A 19,945-nucleotide genomic window follows, 5' to 3' on the forward strand; every position below is an offset into this window, starting at 1 on the left:
ATGGCGATTTGTGTCAGGCTGTATTGACAGAAATTTATTGTCGGACAATATCGACCCGTAGAGTTCAAAGAAGAACCGGAACCATATACAGGGAGATCAAAATGACTGACCGTTCGTCAGTGAGCCGTCGTGCCTCATCGTCCACGCTTGTTAAATTCGGCCTTACCGCAGCGGTTTCCGCGCTGGCTTTAGGCGTGGCGTTCCACGCTGGTGCGCAGGAAGCGACTACTGCCGCGAGCGCCCCTGCGGATGACAATACCGTCGTCATCGTTAAAGGCGTGCGCGCTTCAATCACCAAGAGCCTTTCAAATAAACGCCGTGCCACTCAGGTGGTAGAATCAGTAGTCGCTGAAGATATCGGCAAGCTACCTGACAATAACGTCGTAGAAGCCCTGCAGCGCGTCACCGGTGTGCAGGTGACCAACCGCTCAGCAGGAGAAGTGGGCACTGTCACTATTCGCGGCTTGCCGGATGTGGCGACGACCTGGAACGGTCGTAATGTCTTTACGGCTTCCGGTCAGTCATTCGCTCTGGCCGACATCCCCTCCAACCTGGTTCGCCAGATCGATGTCTATAAAACCCGCTCATCCGACCAGCTTGAAACCGGTCTGGCGGGGCAGATCGACGTCAAGACCCTGCGGCCGTTTGATTTCAAGGGAGCAGAGATTTCGATCGCGGCACGGGGCATTTATCTGGAACCGGCTGACACCTTTAATCCGAATATCAGCTTGCTAGCATCCAATCGCTGGAGCACCAGCCATGGCGATTTCGGCGCTTTGATCGATCTTAGTTATGCCAAAACGAAATACCGTGATGAAAGCGTGACGCCGGGTGCCCTTGTCCCCTTCCTTACGGAAGATGACGTACCCGCGGGCTGGGTACCGCTGGAACGTATCTTCAATACAGATGCACGTGCCTCCGAAGCGTTGATCTGGCAGCCCGGGCAACTCATGGGCCTGTCTTCCGAGCCAGGTTCCACACTTAATATCAACGGCACGCCATATAAGTATTACCTGTCGCGCGATGCCATTTTCCAGAGCGATCTGTTAGGGGAACGTGAACGTCCGGCGGCGAATATCGCACTGCAATGGCAACCGAACGCAGACGCGATCTACACTTTTGAGGCCATGTATGCCGGGTATCGCAACACGACCTATAACAGCCTGTTGTTCTCATTCGTTGACTGGTGGGGCAATCCGGGCGCTGTGACCACCTTCCCCGGCACCAATATTCTCAAGACCCGCGTTGTTAATAACGTCTATGGATTCAACTCTGGTGACCTGACCACTAATGCGACTGATTCATATGTCTACGCTCTGAATGGCAAGTGGAATATTGGCGACAAGCTGACCCTGACTGGCGACCTGGCTTATCAGAGCAGCGTCTTCCATTCGGAATTCACCGCACAGCGCATTGATCGTGTGGCAAACCAGATTACTGTTGATTTCAATGATCACGATGGCATTGCAGCCTTCAGTTTCGATGACAACAGCCTGTTGACCGATCCGACACAATGGAACGTCGCGCAATTCTACGACAACGCGAACCGTAATGAGGGCTCGGCCACAACCGCCCAGCTTGACGGTGTTTATTCGCCGGATCACTGGGGGCCGGTTGTCAAGCTTTCCTTCGGTGGTCGCGCCGATGTACGTAGGGCGTCCGAAGCCAATCGTGGCCAGAATTCTTACCTGGGCCGGAATCTGGCGACGATGCCTGAAGGTTGGCAGTTTGTGAACAGCGACTTTTTCGATGGCTATTCCGACGTGCCGCGTTCGTGGATGGAAGCCAATGGCTACTATATGCGCGATCATATCGACGAAGTGCGGGAACTGTATCATTCCGTCGATCCAAATTTTAAAACGACAGATCAACTGTCATTGTTCAAGAACTTCGAAGTCAATGAAAGCACCCAGTCGCTTTATGTGATGGCCGATACCGATAACCAGCTTTTCGGGAATCGTCTGCGTGGTCAGTTCGGGTTACGCTATGTCACCGTTGATACCGACATGACCTTCTATGATCAGGCGACGGCGACCCAGGCGTCAGCATCAAAACATGCAGATCGCTTGATGCCAAGCGTCACTCTGCGCTACGATTTCACCGACCAGTTCGATATGCGTTTCAACTATGGTGAAACCTTGCGTCGCCCCAATTTCGGTGATTTGAACCCGAACCATATGCTGACCGATGACCTGACCGGCGTGGGGTATGGCACGGCGACGGGCGGCAATCCGGATCTGGAGCCGACCCATGCCAAGAACATTGACTTGACCGCTGAATGGTACTTCACGCGTGATAGTGCTGTCTATGGCACTCTGTTCCATCGTGAAATTGACGGACTGGTCGTGCCACTGCTGCACATTGAAACCATTGCGAACACAACTGCCAATACCGATAAGTTCCTGATCAATACGCCGGTCAATGCGTCCGATGGAACGTTGGATGGCTATGAACTGGGTCTGACCTATTTCCCGAAAAATCTGCCGGGGTTGCTTGATGGCTTCGGGCTCCAGGCCAGTATCACGGGGCTGCGGTCGTCGCAGAATGTGCCCTATACTGATGCAGCGGGTAATATTATAGGCGAATTGAAGAATTCGTTCTTCGCAGTCTCGGACTTTTCGTACAATGTCACTCTAGCCTATCAGCGTGGTCCGGTCGGCGCGCGTCTGTCCTATGTCTGGCGCAAGGAATTCCTCAACAATAATGAGGCAAGCCTGTTCGCCAACCCGCTTGGCGTCTGGCGCAATCCGGAAAGCAGTCTGGACTTCCAGCTGAACTATGACATCAATGACAAGATGTCGGTCAGCATCGATGCGGTTAACCTGACTGATGAGAAGATGCAGCCTTATTACGCTTTTGGTAGCGCCGGTGGTCCTGAGACCGACGATTTCGGTACTTTGATCAACGGGCGTCAGTTCGCCATCGGCTTCCGCTGGAAGTACTGATCACTCCTGTGTATCCTCTCTCGACTTGACCTGGGCGCTGCGCTGCAAAGCGTCAGCGCCCTTTCTTTATCCCGTAAGGAGCGATCATGTGGAATCGGCGCGGCATATTGGGCGCTTTGGCACTATCCGGCATCGCCGCGACCTGGACAGTCCGAAGCGAACCGGCGGACGGTTTGAGCGGCGATATTTCACCCGTCCACGATCCGTGCCTGATCAAGGGTGACGGTCTTTATCATGTCTTCTGCACCAGCCAGTTGCGTGATGGCCTGATCCACTGGCGCACGTCGCCGGACCGACTCAACTGGACCTTCAAGGGGGCGGTCATGCAACGGTTCCCCGAGTGGGTCATCGATGAAATACCCGATACACGCGGCGCCTGGGCGCCGGATATCAGCTATGTCGATGGACGGTATCTGCTCTACTACTCCGCCTCGCTGTTCGGTAAGAATCACTCGGTCATCGGCCTGTTGACGACCGACACGCTTGACACCACCCATCCGGATTTCGGCTGGAAAGATGAGGGGCTGGTCATCCGATCGCGCGAAGGTGACCGTTATAATGCTATCGATCCCAATCATTTTGTCGATGCGGATGGCGCTCATTGGTTAACCTTCGGCAGTTTCTGGTCAGGCCTGCAACTGGTTCGGCTCGATCCTGCCACCGGCAAGCCGAAGAAAGGGGCATCGGTCAGGCGGATTGCCGGCCGTAGTGCGCCTGGTGCCATCGAAGCACCGTTCATTTTCCGGCGAGGCGACTGGTACTATCTCCTGGCGGCCTATGATTTTTGCTGTCGCGGCGTGAACAGCAGCTACTATACCTGCGTCGGCCGTGCGGCATCGGCGACGGGGCCCTATGTTGACGATACCGGCAAAAAACTGACCGATGGCGGCGGTAAAGTGCTGCTCAGGGCCAGTGAAACTGATCGCTTCAAGGGGCCGGGCGGGGCGTCTGTTTTCGCGGAAAACGGCGACTTTTTCATTGTCTATCACGCCTATGACGCCGAAGCGCAAGGCAAGGCGATCCTGCGGATTCAGAAACTGGACTGGACGGCCGATGGCTGGCCGGTAGCGGCATAGATATGGACGATTTCGACGATTTCCCGGAAGCCGGACGCGAGCTGGAAACGGGCCCTTTGGATGCTGAATTCCGTCATCGTGTGCCGCAGGGCCGCTTGCATGGCGCCCTCGCACACCGGTTGGGTGTTGAGATTCTGAGCGGCCTTTATCCACCGGGCGATATCCTGCCGAACGAGATCGAATCGAGCGCCAGCCTTGAGATTTCGCGCTCGGCCTACCGCGAGGCCATACGTATCCTCGCAGCCAAGGGCATGGTTGAAAGCCGCCCGAAGATTGGTACGCGAGTTACCGAACGCGAGCGCTGGAATATTCTCGACCCGGATGTTCTGCGCTGGATGTTCGAGACCGAGCCGACCGAAGCCTTCATCCTGGGCCTGTTCGAACTGCGCCTGATCACCGAGCCGGCCGCCGCTGCCCTGGCCGCGCAAAGGCGCAGCGATACCCACCTGCGCGCCATGGATGAGGCGCTGAAAGTCATGGCCGCGGAAACCCTGGCGACGGAAGCCGGGCGACAGGCCGATCTCGATTTTCATGATGCGCTGATGCAGGCCACTGAAAACGAAGCCCTGGCATCGCTCAGTTCCTCAATCAGTGCCGCTGTGGCCTGGTCGACGCGCTACAAGCAACGCTTGCAGGCCCTTGAGCGCGATCCGGTGCCCGATCATCGGGCTGTTTATGAAGCCATCGCTCGCGCCGACGCGGCGGATGCACGCTGGTGCATGGAGTCGCTGGTGCGATTGGCGCTCCACGATACGCAGCGCAGCATGAAGGTAAAATAAGCATCGGTATATTGACAGACAATTGCATCGCTAATACATGTAATTGTCCGACAAAAATAAATCAAATCCAGGTCGGCCAGGGAGAATAATCATGTCGATGTCTCGCAGCCGCGGGCTTATCCTGCTGTCCGCTACGCTTGTCCTTCTGGCCTCTGGCCTGGCCGCTTGTGGTGGTGGCGGCGGCGGGGGCGGCGGAAGTTCCTCTAGCGGAGGCGGAACCACCAGTTCATCGACCTCCAGTTCCACCCTGGCCAGCCTGGACGACAGCTATCAGCTCAAGATCGTCAACGCCTCGACCGGACAGACTCTGACCATAGCCGGTCAGAGCCAGGTGGCCGGCACTGCCATCACCACGGCGGCAGATGACGGCTCAACCAGTCAGCGCTGGCATGTCATGCCGATGGGCTCCAATCAGTACAATATCGAGAATCTTTTGACCCACCAGGTCATGGGAATTGCGAGCGCCTCGACCACCAGCGGGGCCCTTGCTGTACAATGGGCCGACAACGGCACCAGTGACCATCTGTGGTCGTTCTATAAGCTGTCTAACGGCAATTATGTCCTGAAGAACGTCAATAGCGCCCTGTATCTGCAGAGCGATGCGGCGGGAGCGTTGACCCAGGTCGCCCGCTCGAGCGAATCTTCAGCGCAGGAATGGACGATTACCGTTACAACCACCGTGGCCTATCCGATGCCGCTGACCGTCTCCGGAGCTGGCACGTCGGTGCATGACCCAAACATGCTGCAGGATGCCAGCGGCACCTTCTGGCTTTACGGCACGCACAATACCCTGGCCAGCTCGACCGACATGGTCAATTTCACGACCGTGGCGGCTGGCGATATTAATCCGGACTTTTCCTGGTGGGCGAGCAAGAACACCACGGGTACTGGCGGCCGCACCGATATCTGGGCGCCGAGCGTGATGTTCGCCAATGGCAAATACTATCAGTACTATTCGATCCCGATCTATGACACGCCGTCCAATTCCAGCACCAATTCGGGGGCGGAAGCGGTCATTGCCCTGGCCACCAGCACCTCGCCCAATGGGCCGTGGACCGATGCCGGCCAGATCATCGCCTCGTGCGGCACCACGGCCGGCTGCACCACCACTTTCAATGCCATCGATCCGGCGCCCTATATCGATACGGCCGGCAACTGGTGGCTGACCTTCGGGTCGTGGGAGGACGGTATCCACGTCCTGCAACTGGATCCATCGACCGGCCTGCGCCTGTCATCCAATTCGACGCTCTACAATATCGCCAAGCGCAGCGCGGGCGAAGAGGGGCCATTTATCTTCCCCTATACGGTCAATGGCACGCACTATTACTACTACTTCGCGCCGATCAATCCCTGCTGCAGCGGCATTTCCAGCACCTACCGCATCATTGTCGGCCGCTCGACCAGCCCGACCGGCCCGTTCCTCGATCGAGGCGGCCTGGATCTGATGGATGGCGGCGGCACTCTTCTGCTCAGTTCACATGGCGCCATCTATGGACCGGGCGGGCAGAGCGTGGTGGAGGTCGGCACACAGCCAGTGCTGGTCTATCACTACTATGATGGCAATGCGAACGGCGCGCCCAAGCTTGGGCTCAATAACCTGAAGTTCGATGCCGGCGGCTGGCCCTATATCGAATAGCTGAGGCCTGGGTGCAGGCCGGACCTATTCCGGCCTGGGCCACAGGCGCTGGTCGTGCGGAATGGGGCGATAGGCATGGCGCTTGGCCAGCTTTTCGCGCCAGAAGCCTTTGTAGTCGGCCAGGGTCTGGACCTCGATGGCCTCATGATCGTGCTGCAGGGCGAGGTCAAAATAGGTGCCCAGATTGGCCAGGTCAGGCTGGGGCAACTTGTCGTCCAGACAGGTCTGCCACATGCCGGCATAAAGGTCTTCCAGATGCCGGACCAGCTTGGTGGTGTCGAACAGGGTGCTGCTGAGGCGATTGGCCAGCAGATGCTCGCGCCAGGCTTTCAGGTCGCTGTGTCCGCGGCCGATGGCGACGGCGCGGTCGACATAGTCTTCTGCTTTCGTGCAGACCAGTTCGTCGGGCAGACCGGAAGCCTTGACCAGCGAGCCGCAGACCCGTGAGGCAAAGGTGCGACCGGAAAGGGTGAGCACCGGCACGCCCATCCACAGGGCGTCGGAACAGGTGGTGTGGGCGCCATAGGGCGTGGTGTCGAGGAACAGGTCGGCCAACTGGTAGCGCGCTAGGTGATGCGGATTGGCCTTCTTGTCGGCGAAAATGATGCGTTCGGGATCGATGCCCCGGCCTTCGGCATAGGCCTTCAGGCGGCCGTGTGAGGCCTCGGCGCCGGAGAGCAGCCAAAGCACGCTGTCCGGCACACGCGTCAGGATATCCAGCCAGCGGTCGAAGGTGAACTTGGTGATCTTGTGCGTGCCGTTGAAGCAGCAATAGACGAAGGCGTTTTCCGGCAGGCCAGCGTCGGCGCGGGTCGGCACCTCTTCGGCGACGATGCGCAGGCGATTGTTAGGCTGGTAGCAGGGCAGGCGGGTGACGGCTTCGGAATAATAGATTTCGTCACCTTTCGGAATGATCCAGTCGTCGGCGATGATATAATGATGATAGGGGCTGCCGAGTGAGCCGGGAAAGCCCAGCCAGTTGACGATCACCGGCGCGGGTCGCAATGGCAGCAGCTTGGTGCGCCCGTCGCGGGTGTAGCCGTTGACGTCGATCAGGATCTGGATGCCGTCGTCGGCGATGCGCCGGGCGGCACTGACATCGTCCATACGGCTGATGTCGATAAAATGATCCGAGGTTTCCTTATAATGATTGTGGATCGTATCGTTCGACGGAATGCCGCAGTAATAGGCAAAGACCTCGACCTTTTCGCGGTCGTGCAGGCCCAGCACCTCATACATCAGGTGGCCGATGGCGTGTTCGCGCAGGTCGGACGACAGATAGCCGATGCGGATGGGCTTGTGGCCCTGGGCATTGGTCTTCGCGCTGTAGGCGGCCCAGTGGTTGGTGATGATGTCGCCGACCGGCGTACCGACATCCCTCAGATTATAGTGATGGCTAAGGGCCAGCTGGAAAATGGGATCGTCGGTATAGGCGTCGATCGACAGGGGCGAAATGCCAGTCAGCAGCTGTTCGCGAGTCATGTTCTCGAATGAAATGATCACCGGCCAGGCGCACTGGCGCTGGCGCAGGGCAATGAAATGCTGCATGGCCTCACGCTGCTGCGGATCGAGTTCCAGGCTGATGCGCAGGGCGGTTTCGGCGGGTTCGTCCTGATGCGCGCCTTCCAGCACGCGGGCGGCTTGGTTGAGCGCCATGGTCTTGTGCTTCAGCGCCGAGCCGGTGACCTGATCGAGCCGGCCGGCCAGCTCATTCCAGGTCAGGACGGCCTTGGCATTATCGCCCAGGCCTTCGTAAATGCGACCGAGATTGATGTAGGCGCTATGGAAATCGGGATTGACCGCGATGGAGCGCTCCATGACTTCGCGCGCTCGGTTCAGATCGCGATTGTCGGTCAGAATGACGCCGAAATTGAACAGCAGTGCGTAAAGCAGGGGGTGGTCCGGATTCTGTGCCACGAAGGTTTCGTAGAGTGCCGCCGCCGCCGCTGTATGCCCGGCCGCTTTCAGGGCCTCGGCCGACTGGATCAGTTCCATGACGCTCATGCCCTTGGGCGGTGGTGGGGTCTGGGCGGTGTCCGGCATGGCGAGATTTCCTGATTCGATACTATGCCAGAGAGTAGAGGGCGTTAACCTTTTGTCAAAGCCCAACCACAGTTAAGGCAGGCAGGAAGCTCAATGATAAAACGGGTGCAGCGACGGTGAAATGATGTTTCCAAACAGAAATGTTTGTGACTGTTTTTGTAATAATTTCTGACAAATAAGAGACAGTGCGCCAGATTGTATATCATATTCGTGACAATCGTATAATTTATATTTGACGTTTTTTACCTCATACGTATCGATCGATGACACGGTTGTCCAAGGATTGCCGCCTCCCAGCTCCTCCCCAATCCTTTATTTCAGTTAAGGTATCGTATGAGTAAGACACGCAACTCTCTATTGATCGGCGCCGCCTGCGCCGCGCTACTGACATCACCTGCGGCTTTCGCCCAGGACGCTGCCACCTCCGATACCGCTGCACCCGCCGAAACCACCACCGTGGTGGTCACCGGTACGCGCATCAAGCGCCCTAATCTCAAGAGCAACAGCCCCATTACCACGGTCGACTCCGCCGAGATCAAGTCTCAGGGAGCCACTACGGTTGAAAGCGTGCTGAACAACCTGCCGCAGGTGACTTCCAGCGCAACCCAGTATTCCTCGAATGGGTCCGACGGCACGTCGCAGGTTAACCTGCGCAATCTCGGCACCAACCGTAACCTCGTTCTGATCGACGGCCAGCGTGCTCTGCCGGCCGAAGGCAGCGATCTGAATTTCATACCGACGGCTATGGTTGATCGTGTCGATGTGGTGACCGGTGGTGCGTCCGCCGTTTATGGCTCCGATGCTATTTCGGGCGTGGTCAACTTCGTTCTGAAGAAGAACCTCACGGGTATCCATCTCGATGCCCAGTATGGCTATGCCGAGCATACCAACGACGATGAGTATTCGCGCAGCGTTATCGAGTCCAAGGGCTATGATGTGCCGAAGACCAACATCACCGATGGCAGCACCTATACAATCAACCTGTCGGGCGGTACCAATTTCGGCGATGGCCGTGGCAATATTTCCGGTTTTGTCGGCTATCGCAAGTCAGAGCCGGTAACCCAGGCCTCGCGCGACTATTCGGCTTGCGCTTTCGATATGGCCTCTGAAAGCAGCTATACCTGTGGCGGTTCATCCAACAGCGCCTACGGCAAGATCACCTCCACGGATTCGTCCAGCCCGAGCTATCTCACCAGCCTGGCCAATAACCCGGATGGTTCGAAGACCTTCGTGCCGTACGATTCGTCGACCATGGCCTACAACTATTCGCCGACCAACTATATCCAGCGCGACGACAAGCGCCTGAGCGCCGGCTTGTTCGCCCATTACAAGTTCAATGAAGCCTTTGAACTCTATGGCACCTTTATCGCCATGAAGGACCGCAGCTTCTCGCAGGTCGCGCCATCCGCTATCTGGCAGGGCACAAACTTCACCATCAACTGCGACAATCCTCTGCTGAGCGACTCGCAGAAGGAATCGCTGTGCGGTTCGACGACTTCGACCGCCGATACCACAGCGCAGATCGGTTACCGTTTTGCCGGCCTTCCGCGTCGTGACGATCTGCGTCACGAGGATTATCGCGGCACCATCGGCGCCCGCGGCCAGATCAATGACAATATCAGCTACGACATCAGCTACCTGCAGTCGGTCGTCTTCTACAGGGAAGCCTATTATAACGACATCAACCAGAACAAGGTCGCCAATGCGCTCCAGGTTGTCGATGTCGATGGCGTTGCTACCTGTAAGTCGGTGATTGACGGCACCGATCCGGACTGCGTGCCGGTGGATATCTTCTCGACTGCCGGTCCTTCGGCGGAAGCCCTGGCCTATCTGTCGGATGTCAGCGAAACGCGCAACACCCTGCGCCAGCATTCGCTTGCCGGCAGCATCAATATCGACATGGGCGCCTATGGCGTGAAGTCACCTTGGGCCAGCGATGGCGTGGCTTCAGTCTTCGGTGCGGAAAGCCGCGTTGACAGCCTGAACTATGTCGTCAACGAAGTTGCGCTCAGCAATGGCGGAGTCAATTCCGATGGTCGGGTGTCGACTAACGAAGTCTATGCCGAATTCAATGTGCCGGTTATCCAGGACAAGCCGTGGGTCAAGGACCTGACCCTCGATTTCGGTCTGCGTGGTTCGGCCTACAAGGCCTCGTCGTCCACGACTGAAGCGCCGCTCAAGCATACCTCGACCTGGAAGGTGGACGGCGAATATGCGCCCAACAGCGATATCCGTTTCCGTGCCAGTTATAACTTCGCCGTACGGGCGCCCAGCATCTCCGAACTGTTCACCGCCCAGAACTATGGCAACGTCTCTATGAGCGACCCCTGCGCGGGTTCGGACCCTTCGGCGACCCTCGAACAGTGCGAGCTGTCAGGCGTTTCGGCTGCCCAATACGGCAGCATTCTGGAATGTCCGTCCGACCAGTGCACGCAGAAATACGGCGGCAACCCGGACCTCGATCCGGAAAAAGCCAAGACCTATACCCTTGGCTTCGTCTATACGCCGACCGCTGTGCCGAGCCTGCGCATGAGCGTCGATTATTATCACATCCACGTCGACGACTACATTTCATCGGTTGACCCGACCCTGATCCTCAACCAATGCCTGACCACCGGTAACAGCTTCTTCTGCAATCTGATCCACCGCGATCCGACCACGGGCAGCATCTATGGCAGCAATCTGGGTTATGTGATCTCGACCAATGTCAACACCGGCTATCTGCAGACCAGCGGTTATGACTTCCTGGCCAGCTACACGATGGATCTGGAAGCGGTCACCGGCAAGCACTTCGGCAAGGTAGCGTTCGATTTCAACGGCACCCTGCTGGCTGAACAGGTCACCGAGCCCCTGCCAGGCCTTGGCACCTACGATTGCAAGGGCCTGTTCGGTCCGGTATGCGGTAATCCGAACCCGACCTGGCGTCATACCCTGCGCACGACCTGGTCGATGCCGTGGATTGCGGCTACCCTGTCGGCCAACTGGCGCCACCTCGACCCGGTCAAGCTGTCCAGCAACACGGACAACAGCTACCTGGCCGGCACGACCAGCGAAATCGACCGCCAGATCAAGGCCTATGACTATCTCGATCTGTCGGCCACCTATCGCTTTGGCGGCCGTTACACCTTCCGCGCCTCGGCCAATAACGTGTTCGACAAGGATCCGCCCACCATCTCCGAGGAAATCCTCACCGGCTATGGCAACGGCAACACCTATCCGGGCACCTATGATCCGATGGGCCGCACCATCATGTTCGGCATCACCGCCGACTTCTAAATTTCGTAAATTTGTGTGCAACTGGCAGCAACCGCGTTCCGCGCGGTTGCTGTTTTTTTGTGCGCAGGGGCAGCACATGACATAAGTTTAAGGCTCGATTGCGATTCGGGCGCAGACCTAAAAGGAATGGCGTGAAGAAGATACTGGTCACCGGCGGGGCGGGATTTCTGGGCTCGCACCTGTGCGAGCGCCTGCTGGAACGCGGCAATGACGTGGTATGCGTCGATAATTTCTTCACCGGCCAGCGCCGCAATATCGCGCATCTGATGAGCAACCCCTATTTCGAGATGCTGCGTCACGACGTGACCTTTCCGCTCTATGTCGAGGTCGATGAGATCTATAATCTCGCCTGCCCGGCCTCACCGGTGCATTACCAGTTCGATCCGGTTCAGACGACCAAGACCAGCGTGATCGGCGCCATCAATATGCTGGGCCTGGCCAAGCGCACCAAGGCCAAGATACTGCAGGCCTCGACCAGTGAAATCTATGGTGATCCGGAAGTCCATCCGCAGACCGAGGAGTATTGGGGCCGTGTCAATGTGCAGGGACCGCGCGCCTGTTATGATGAGGGCAAGCGTTGCGCCGAGACCCTGTTCTTCGACTATCATCGCCAGAACCGAGTGAAGATAAAGGTCATGCGCATCTTCAACACCTATGGACCGCGCATGCACCCCAATGACGGCCGGGTCGTGTCGAATTTCATCGTCCAGGCGCTGAAGGGCGAGCCGATAACACTTTACGGTTCCGGTGAGCAGACGCGCAGCTTCTGCTATGTCGATGACCTGATCGACGGCATGATCCGTCTGATGGATAGCCCGGACACGGTGACCGGGCCCATCAATATCGGCAATCCGGTCGAGTTCACCATGCGCGAACTGGCGGAACAGGTGATCAGACTGACCGGTGCCAACAGCGAACTGATCAACCTGCCCCTGCCGGCCGACGATCCGCGTCAGCGCCAGCCGGATATCTCTCTGGCGAAGACCACGCTGGGCTGGCAGCCCTCCATCGCTCTGGAAGAGGGCCTAAGCAAAACCATAGACTATTTTCGCGAGCTTCTCGGTTGATTAGAGAGACGTTTTGATAGAAACAAAACACCTCTCTAATTTTTGTTTTGCGCGCAATTTATCCAAAAAGTGCTGCACACTTTATTGGATTGCGCTTATTCGCCGCGGGCCACCTGATCGAGCGTCTTGGCCGGTGTAATAGCCTGCGGATCGATGAAACAGTGGATGATTGCCGGCTTGCCTGAGGCTTGCGCGCGCTGGAAGGCCGGGGCGAATTCGGCCGTGGTGCGCACGGTTTCGCCATGGCCACCGAAGGCGGCCGCATAGGCGGCGAAGTCAGGGTTCTTCAGATCGGTGCCGACGACGCGGTGCGGATAGTTCTTTTCCTGGTGCATACGGATGGTGCCGTACATGCCGTTGTCGATAACCAGAATTATGACCGGGATATCGTACTGGACAGCCGTGGCGAACTCGTTGCCGTGCATCAGGAAGCAGCCGTCGCCGGCGAAGACGACCACCGTCCTGTCCGGGCACTGGCGCTTGGCCATAACGCCGGCCGGTACGCTGTAGCCGACGCTGCCGGAGGTCGGGGCGATCTGGGTGCGCGGTTGCGTGTGGCGCCAATAGCGGTGCAGCCAGATGGCATAGTTGCCGGCGCCATTGCAGGTGATGGTGTCGGCCGGCAGGTTTTCGCGCAACCAGACCATGACCTCGCCATACTGGAAGTCGCCGGGGATCTGCGCTGGTGTGGTGGTCCACATCAGGAAGTCCATATGGGCGTTCTGGGTTTCTTCGGCCCACGGCTTGCTGACCGGCGTTTTCAGATGCGACAGCGAACGGGCGAACTCATCGGGTGCGCAGACGATGCCCAGGCTCGGCTGGTAGACCTTGCCGATCTCGCCGGCATCCGGGAAGATATGGATCAGGCTCTGTTTTGGCGTTGGAATATCGATCAGGGTATAGCTGGAGGACGGCACCTCGGCCATGCGCGCGCCCAGCAGGATCAGCAGGTCAGCCTCTTTGACACGGGCGCTGAGCTTGGGGTTCTGGCCGAAGCCGAGATCGCCGGCATAGGAGAGATGATCGGCCGGAAAAAGCGCTGAGCGGCGGAATTCGGTAGCCACCGGAATCTGGAAACGCATGGCGAAATCGGCAATGGCCGTGCAGCCTTCATAACTCCAGTTGCTGCCGCCCAGTATGATCAGCGGTTTCTTCGCCGCCAGCAGATGTTGCTCGAATTGCTGGAAGACGTCGATGGACAGTTCCGGCCTGGCGAAGGTCAGGACCGGCGCATCGGTCACGTCTTCCATATCCGTCAGTACGTCTTCCGGCAGGGAGATGACCACCGGACCGGGGCGGCCCTGCATGGCGACGCGGAAGGCGCGGGCGACGATTTCGGGGATGCGTTTCGCATCGGTGATCTCGACCACCCATTTGGCGACGCTGCCGAACACCTGCTGGTAGTCCATTTCCTGAAAGGCGCCACGGCCGAGCATGGCGCGCTCCACCTGGCCGATTAACAGGATCATCGGCGTCGAGTCGTGCTGGGCGATATGGACGCCGTGGGCGGCATTGGTGGCGCCGGGGCCGCGCGTGACGAAGCAGACGCCGGGGCGGGCGGTCAGCTTGCCATAGGCCTCGGCCATCATGGCAGCACCCCCTTCGTGGCGGCAGATCAGCACGTCGATATCGGCGTCGTACATAGCATCGAGCGCCGCCAGGTAGCTTTCGCCCGGCACGCAGGTGACGCGATCGACACCCTGGATTTTCAGTTGATCGACGAGGATCTGGCCGCCGGTACGTGAAGTCATTTGGAAGTCCATTGGGCTTGCCCGGTGCCGAGCATGGGGGAGGGGGAGGTGGCGGACATACGTTCGCCATTGATGACGATGGGCGAGGCGACGCCGGTGACCTTTGAGCCATCGGCGGCGGTCAGGTCGAGCTTCAGGCCGCGATGGATGATCTGCGGATCGTTGAAGACGTCCTCGATGCGGTTGATTGGCCCGGCCGGGACACCGGCGGCTTCCAGCGCGTCAAGCCAGTCGGCGCGGGTCTTTTGCGCGAGGTAAGGCGCCAGTTCGGTCTGCAATTGAAGGCGTAGACCGACCCGCTGGGCGTTGGTGGCATAGTCCGGATTGGCGGCGATATCCGTGGCGCCCAATGCCGCACAGAATTTCTGGAACTGGCCGTCATTGCCAACGGCGACGATGATATGGCCATCCGCTACCCTGAACACCTGATAGGGCGCGATATTGGGATGGGCATTGCCGAGGCGTGAGGGCGACCTGCCGGAGACCAGATAGTTGCTGGCCTGGTTGGCGAGGATCGAGGTGGCGGTATCGAACAGCGACATGTCGATGTGGCACCCTTCGCCGCTGACCTCGCGGCCGCGCACGGCAGCCAGAATGGCGGTCGAGGTATAGACGCCGGTGAAGATATCGACCACGGCGACGCCGACCTTCTGCGGTTCGCGTTCGGGTTCGCCGGTGATGTCCATCAGGCCCGACATGCCCTGGATGATATAGTCGTAACCGGCGCGTGCGGCATAGGGGCCATCCTGACCGAAGCCGGTGATAGAGGCATAGATCAGGCGCGGATTGACGGCTTTCAGACTGTCATAGTCGAGGCCATATTTCTTCAGGCCGCCGACCTTGAAATTCTCGATCAGGATATCGGCTTCGGATGCCAGTTGGCGGATGGCGGCCTGGCCTTCGGGGGTCTCGAAGGCGATGGCGACGGAGGACTTGCCGCGATTGGTGGCGTGGAAATAGGCCGCACCCCAACTGTTGCCGGCGGTATCCGTGACAAAGGGCGGCCCCCAGGTGCGGGTGTCGTCGCCGACTTCCGGGCGCTCGATCTTGATCACTTCGGCGCCGAGATCGGCCAGCAATTGTCCGCACCACGGACCGGCGAGGATACGGGCAAGTTCCAGGACTTTAAGGCCGGCCAAAGGCTTCATGCGGCAAGACCCGTAAAAGAAAGCAAGACGCCCCACCACCACGCCTCAAGAGAGGCGCGGTCCCCCTCCCCAATCAGTTGGGGAGGTACAAGAAAATCATACCTCCCCGGCTTTGCCGGGGAGGGGGACCGCGCCTGAAAGGCGTGGTGGTGGGGTATCTTACTTTTCATCAAAAGAACGCCTGCAATCCCGTCTGCGCCCGGCCCAGGATAAGGGCGTGGACATCGTGGGTGCCTTCGTAGGTATTGACCGACTCCAGGTTCTGCGCATGGCGCATGACGTGGAATTCCTCGTGGATGCCGTTGCCGCCGTGCATGTCACGCGCCTGGCGGGCGATGTCCAAAGCCTTGCCGCAGTTGTTGCGCTTGATCAGCGAGATCATTTCCGGCTGCATCTTCCCGGCATCGAATAATTGCCCGACACGCAGCGCGGCTTGCAGGCCGAGCGTAATCTCGGTCTGCATATCGGCGAGCTTCTTCTGGAAAAGCTGCATCTGGGCCAGCGGCTTGCCGAACTGCTTGCGGTCGAGACCGTACTGGCGGGCGCGGTGCCAGCAATCCTCGGCGGCGCCCATGGCGCCCCAGGCGATGCCGTAGCGCGCACGGTTCAGGCAGCCGAAAGGCCCCTTGAGGCCTGAGGCATTCGGCAGCAACGCGTCTTCACCGACCTCGACGCCATCCATGACGATCTCGCCGGTGATCGAAGCGCGAAGCGACAGCTTGCCGTGGATCTTCGGCGCGGAAAGTCCTTTCAGGCCCTTTTCCAGCACGAAGCCGCGGATGACGCCATCAAGCTTGGCCCACACCACGAAGACATCGGCGATCGGCGAGTTGGAGATCCACATCTTGGTGCCGTTGAGGCGGTAGCCGCCATCAATCTTCTCGGCGCGGGTGGCCATCGAGCCGGGATCGGAACCGGCGTCGGGTTCGGTCAGTCCGAAGCAGCCAACCCATTCGCCGGAGGCCAGCTTGGGCAGGTATTTCATCCGCTGGTCTTCGGTGCCATAGGCATAGATCGGATACATGACCAACGACGACTGCACGCTCATCATCGAGCGGTAGCCCGAATCCACGCGTTCGACCTCGCGGGCGATCAGGCCATAGGCGACGTAGGAAGCGCCGGCGCCACCATACTGTTCCGGAAGCGTTGCGCCGAGCAGACCGAGTTCGCCCATCTCGTTGAAGATGGCGCGGTCGGTGTGCTCCTCGCCATAGGCCTTCAGCACGCGCGGCATCAGGGAACCCTGCGCATAGTCGCGCGCCGCCTCCATGATCATCCGCTCGTCGTCCGTCAGTTGCTCGGTAAGGAGAAACGGATCTTCCCAATTAAAATCAGACATCAAACACCACGCCCTGGGCCAGCGGCAGGGTGCTGCCGAAATTGATGGTGTTGGTGGTGCGGCGCATATAGGCGCGCCAGGCGTCGGAGCCCGATTCACGGCCGCCGCCGGTTTCCTTTTCGCCACCGAAGGCGCCGCCGATTTCCGCACCCGAGGTGCCGATATTGACATTGGCAATGCCGCAATCCGAACCGGCGGCCGACATGAAGAGTTCGGCTTCGCGGATGTCGTTGGTGAAGATCGAGGAGGACAGGCCGGCGCCGACATCGTTCTGCATGGCGATGGCGTCGGTCACATCGGAATAGCGCAGGATGTAGAGGATCGGCGCGAAGGTTTCACGCAGGACCGGGCCTTCGTGCTTGCCCATTTCAACAATCGCCGGGCGGACATAATAGCTGTTGTCGCCATAGACGGTGACGCGTTCGCCGCCGGTGACGACGCCACCGGCCGCCTTGGCTTCGCCGAGCGCCTTTTCAAAACCGTCGAAGGCCAACTTGTCGATCAGCGGACCGACCAGGGTGCCATCTTCCATCGGGTTGCCGATCTTGACCGAGGCATAGGCCTTCTTCAGGCGCGGCACCAGGGTGTCATAGACGCTGTCATGAACGAACAGGCGGCGCAGGGTGGTGCAGCGCTGACCGGCCGTGCCCATGGCGGCGAAGGCGACGCCGCGCAGGGTGAGGTCGAGGTCGGCGGTTGGCGCGACGATGGCGGCATTGTTGCCGCCGAGTTCGAGGATCGAACGGGCGAAGCGGGCGGCCAGCTTCGGACCGACGGCGCGGCCCATGGCGGTCGAGCCGGTGGCGGAGATCAGAGCGACCTTTTCGTGATCGACCAGGACTTCGCCGATTTCGCGGGCGCCGATGATCAGGGCGGAGAGGCCGGCCGGGGCATCGTAGCCTTCATCGACATAGCGCTTGAGGGCGCGCTCGAACAGGGCGTGGGTGGCCAGGCCGGTGAGCGGCGACTTTTCCGATGGCTTCCAGACGATCGAGTCGCCGCAGACCAGGGCGAGCGCCGCGTTCCACGCCCAGACGGCGACGGGGAAGTTGAAGGCCGAGATGATGCCGACCACGCCGAGGGGCTGCCAGGTTTCCATCATGCGGTGGCTGGAGCGTTCGGTGGCGATGGTCAGGCCGTAAAGCTGGCGGGAGAGACCGACGGCGAAATCGCAGATGTCGATCATTTCCTGCACTTCGCCCAGGCCTTCCGAGGTCACCTTGCCGACTTCGAGCGACACCAGCTTGCCCAGCTCGGCCTTGTGGGCGCGCAGTTCTTCACCGAAGATGCGGACCAGTTCGCCACGCTTCGGGGCCGGGATGACGCGCCAGTCAAGAAAGGCCTTGTGTGCGGCGTCGATAGCCTTTTTGGCGTCGGCGGCCGAGGTCTCGACGACATCAGCAATGCGGTCGCCATTGACCGGCGAATGAACGGCCAGCGAACCGCCGGTATAGGATTTGGCGTCGACGCCGAGGGCTTTCAGCAGGTCGGCCACTTCCGCGGCGGTCTTGGTAGTGTCGGTGATCATGGTTCGGTTCCTTAGAAACGTGAATCGGTAAGGTGCACCGCTTGCGCGCCGACCTCGTAAAAAACTTCCTTGAGCGCCCGCATCTTGGCATCAGTGGGCGTGGTGACGGGCAGGGGCAGGTCGGCTTCGGCCTTTTCGCCGGCGATCAGTTCGGCCAGGGTGCGGCCCATGACCGTGCCGGGCGCGATGCCGCGGCCATTGTAGCCGCTGATGCCAATGACGTTCGGTGCGAATTTGTGGAAACGCGGCAGGTTGTCGTCGGTCATGCCGATCTGGCCGTACCATTCGGCCTCGAACTTCACATTGCCGATTTGCGGGAAAATCCTGTGCAGGGCGCGCAGGGCCCAGGTGCGGTGGATGGCTTCGCCGACGCCCTTCAATGCGCCGACGCTGCCGAAGATCAGGCGGCCATGGATATCCATGCGGAAGGAGGACAGGACTTCTTTCGTATCCCACACGCCTTCCTTGCCGGGCAGAATGGTCGCGCGGATATCTTCCGGCAGTGGTACGGTGGCGAAGTTGAAATAGGGCAGGTGGACCTGTTCGCGGCGAATGATTTCCCACGGGCCTTGCGTATAGGCGTCGGTCGCCATGATCACCCAGTCGGCGGTAACGGACCCTTGCGGCGTTTTCACCCGCCATTGCGAACCCTTGGCCGTCACTTCCAGCGCGGGAGAACCGGTATATAGTGTCGCGCCTTCTTTCAGCGCTGCCGTGGCCAGTCCGCGCACATAGGCCAGCGGCTGGATGGTGCCGGCACGCAGATCGAGCAGGGCGCCGGTATAGGCGGTGGAGCCGACCTTTTCGGCGGTTTCTTCGGCGGAGAGGAGGCGCACCGGCGCGCCACGCGCCTGCCATTGCTGTTCGCGCTGCTGCAACTCTTCCAGACCCGCCTGACCGACACCGCAATGCAGGGTGCCGTGCTTTTGCAGCTGGCACTGGATACCGTAATTATCGACAATATCGAAAACGGCCGAAGGGGCATCGCCCAAGAGCTTCAGCAGACGGTCGCCGTGGACCTCGCCCAGCACGTTCGGCAGTTCATCGGGCATGACCCACATGCCGGCATTGACCAGCCCCACATTGCGCCCGGCGCCGCCGAAACCGATCTCCTTCGCTTCCAGAACGACCGAGGCCACGCCTTTTTTCGCCAGGTGCAGGGCCGCCGAATTGCCGGTATAGCCGCCGCCGATGATACAGACTTGCGTGCGCACATCGCCGGTCAGTGCGGCCGTTTCCGGCGCCGGCGGCGCGGTGGTTTCCCAGAGACCGTGCGTTTTCGTGCTACCCTGCATGTCATTCCGTATCTGTATGGACAACTGGCTTATACGCGCTAATATGGGTCTTATCCATTGCC

The 19,945-nt window shown here is 59.4% G+C and carries 12 protein-coding genes; 6 read left to right on the forward strand and 6 right to left on the reverse strand.

Annotated elements, in window-relative coordinates; genetic code table 11:
* Positions 1-101: 101 nt before the first annotated feature.
* The 4 genes from QM647_RS12695 (at position 102) to QM647_RS12710 (ending at position 6,436) form a co-directional block, all read left to right on the forward strand.
* Complete coding sequence (locus QM647_RS12695) at positions 102-2,945, forward strand: TonB-dependent receptor (RefSeq protein WP_414995892.1); 2,844 nt, start codon at positions 102-104, stop codon at positions 2,943-2,945.
* Positions 2,946-3,031: 86 nt separating this feature from the next.
* Entirely contained in the window at positions 3,032-4,021 is a 990-nt protein-coding gene (locus tag QM647_RS12700; protein WP_414995893.1) for an arabinan endo-1,5-alpha-L-arabinosidase, read from the forward strand.
* A gap of 2 nt (positions 4,022-4,023) precedes the next feature.
* Positions 4,024-4,800, forward strand: coding sequence for a FadR/GntR family transcriptional regulator (locus QM647_RS12705; RefSeq protein WP_414995894.1), 777 nt, complete (start codon positions 4,024-4,026; stop codon positions 4,798-4,800).
* 91 nt (positions 4,801-4,891) lie between these two features.
* Positions 4,892-6,436 (forward strand): family 43 glycosylhydrolase, encoded by a 1,545-nt coding sequence (locus QM647_RS12710; protein WP_414995895.1) that lies wholly within the window; start codon positions 4,892-4,894, stop codon positions 6,434-6,436.
* A 24-nt stretch (positions 6,437-6,460) separates the two neighbouring features.
* Here the strand turns inward: QM647_RS12710 and QM647_RS12715 are convergent, their stop codons facing one another.
* On the reverse strand, positions 6,461-8,479 hold the full coding sequence (locus QM647_RS12715) for a glycosyl transferase (RefSeq protein ID WP_414995896.1): 2,019 nt from the start codon (positions 8,477-8,479) through the stop codon (positions 6,461-6,463).
* 333 nt (positions 8,480-8,812) lie between these two features.
* Here QM647_RS12715 and QM647_RS12720 point away from each other — a divergent pair, with 333 nt between their 5' ends.
* Complete coding sequence (locus tag QM647_RS12720) at positions 8,813-11,755, forward strand: TonB-dependent receptor domain-containing protein (protein WP_414995897.1); 2,943 nt, start codon at positions 8,813-8,815, stop codon at positions 11,753-11,755.
* Positions 11,756-11,886: 131 nt separating this feature from the next.
* Positions 11,887-12,822, forward strand: a complete 936-nt coding sequence (locus tag QM647_RS12725) for a UDP-glucuronic acid decarboxylase family protein (protein ID WP_414995898.1) — start codon at positions 11,887-11,889, stop codon at positions 12,820-12,822.
* 95 nt (positions 12,823-12,917) lie between these two features.
* Here the strand turns inward: QM647_RS12725 and QM647_RS12730 are convergent, their stop codons facing one another.
* The 5 genes from QM647_RS12730 to QM647_RS12750 form a co-directional block, all read right to left on the reverse strand.
* On the reverse strand, positions 12,918-14,573 hold the full coding sequence (locus QM647_RS12730) for a thiamine pyrophosphate-binding protein (RefSeq protein WP_414995899.1): 1,656 nt from the start codon (positions 14,571-14,573) through the stop codon (positions 12,918-12,920).
* Positions 14,570-15,721 (reverse strand): CaiB/BaiF CoA transferase family protein, encoded by a 1,152-nt coding sequence (locus QM647_RS12735; protein WP_414995900.1) that lies wholly within the window; start codon positions 15,719-15,721, stop codon positions 14,570-14,572. Before QM647_RS12735 ends, QM647_RS12730 begins: the two co-directional genes overlap by 4 nt.
* Positions 15,722-15,890: 169 nt before the next feature.
* Positions 15,891-17,060 (reverse strand): acyl-CoA dehydrogenase, encoded by a 1,170-nt coding sequence (locus tag QM647_RS12740; protein ID WP_414995901.1) that lies wholly within the window; start codon positions 17,058-17,060, stop codon positions 15,891-15,893.
* Positions 17,053-18,588, reverse strand: coding sequence for an aldehyde dehydrogenase family protein (locus tag QM647_RS12745; protein ID WP_414995902.1), 1,536 nt, complete (start codon positions 18,586-18,588; stop codon positions 17,053-17,055). The genes QM647_RS12740 and QM647_RS12745 overlap by 8 nt, the downstream gene beginning before the upstream one ends.
* An 11-nt stretch (positions 18,589-18,599) precedes the next feature.
* Positions 18,600-19,883: an NAD(P)/FAD-dependent oxidoreductase gene (locus QM647_RS12750; protein WP_414995903.1), complete on the reverse strand. Its 1,284-nt coding sequence runs from the start codon at positions 19,881-19,883 to the stop codon at positions 18,600-18,602.
* Positions 19,884-19,945 lie beyond the last annotated feature (62 nt).

Source organism: Asticcacaulis sp., from assembly GCF_047605585.1.
Taxonomy (GTDB): Bacteria; Pseudomonadota; Alphaproteobacteria; order Caulobacterales; family Caulobacteraceae; genus Asticcacaulis.

Bases quoted from the DNA above. Each gene is read 5' to 3' on its own strand.
- QM647_RS12730 (WP_414995899.1), bottom strand. From the start codon at position 14,573: ATGACTTCACGTACCGGCGGCCAGATCCTCGTCGATCAACTGAAAATC.
- QM647_RS12735 (WP_414995900.1), bottom strand. From the start codon at position 15,721: ATGAAGCCTTTGGCCGGCCTTAAAGTCCTGGAACTTGCCCGTATCCTC.
- QM647_RS12750 (WP_414995903.1), bottom strand. From the start codon at position 19,883: ATGCAGGGTAGCACGAAAACGCACGGTCTCTGGGAAACCACCGCGCCG.
- QM647_RS12720 (WP_414995897.1), top strand. From the start codon at position 8,813: ATGAGTAAGACACGCAACTCTCTATTGATCGGCGCCGCCTGCGCCGCG.
- QM647_RS12745 (WP_414995902.1), bottom strand. From the start codon at position 18,588: ATGATCACCGACACTACCAAGACCGCCGCGGAAGTGGCCGACCTGCTG.
- QM647_RS12695 (WP_414995892.1), top strand. From the start codon at position 102: ATGACTGACCGTTCGTCAGTGAGCCGTCGTGCCTCATCGTCCACGCTT.
- QM647_RS12740 (WP_414995901.1), bottom strand. From the start codon at position 17,060: ATGTCTGATTTTAATTGGGAAGATCCGTTTCTCCTTACCGAGCAACTG.
- QM647_RS12710 (WP_414995895.1), top strand. From the start codon at position 4,892: ATGTCGATGTCTCGCAGCCGCGGGCTTATCCTGCTGTCCGCTACGCTT.
- QM647_RS12715 (WP_414995896.1), bottom strand. From the start codon at position 8,479: ATGCCGGACACCGCCCAGACCCCACCACCGCCCAAGGGCATGAGCGTC.
- QM647_RS12705 (WP_414995894.1), top strand. From the start codon at position 4,024: ATGGACGATTTCGACGATTTCCCGGAAGCCGGACGCGAGCTGGAAACG.
- QM647_RS12700 (WP_414995893.1), top strand. From the start codon at position 3,032: ATGTGGAATCGGCGCGGCATATTGGGCGCTTTGGCACTATCCGGCATC.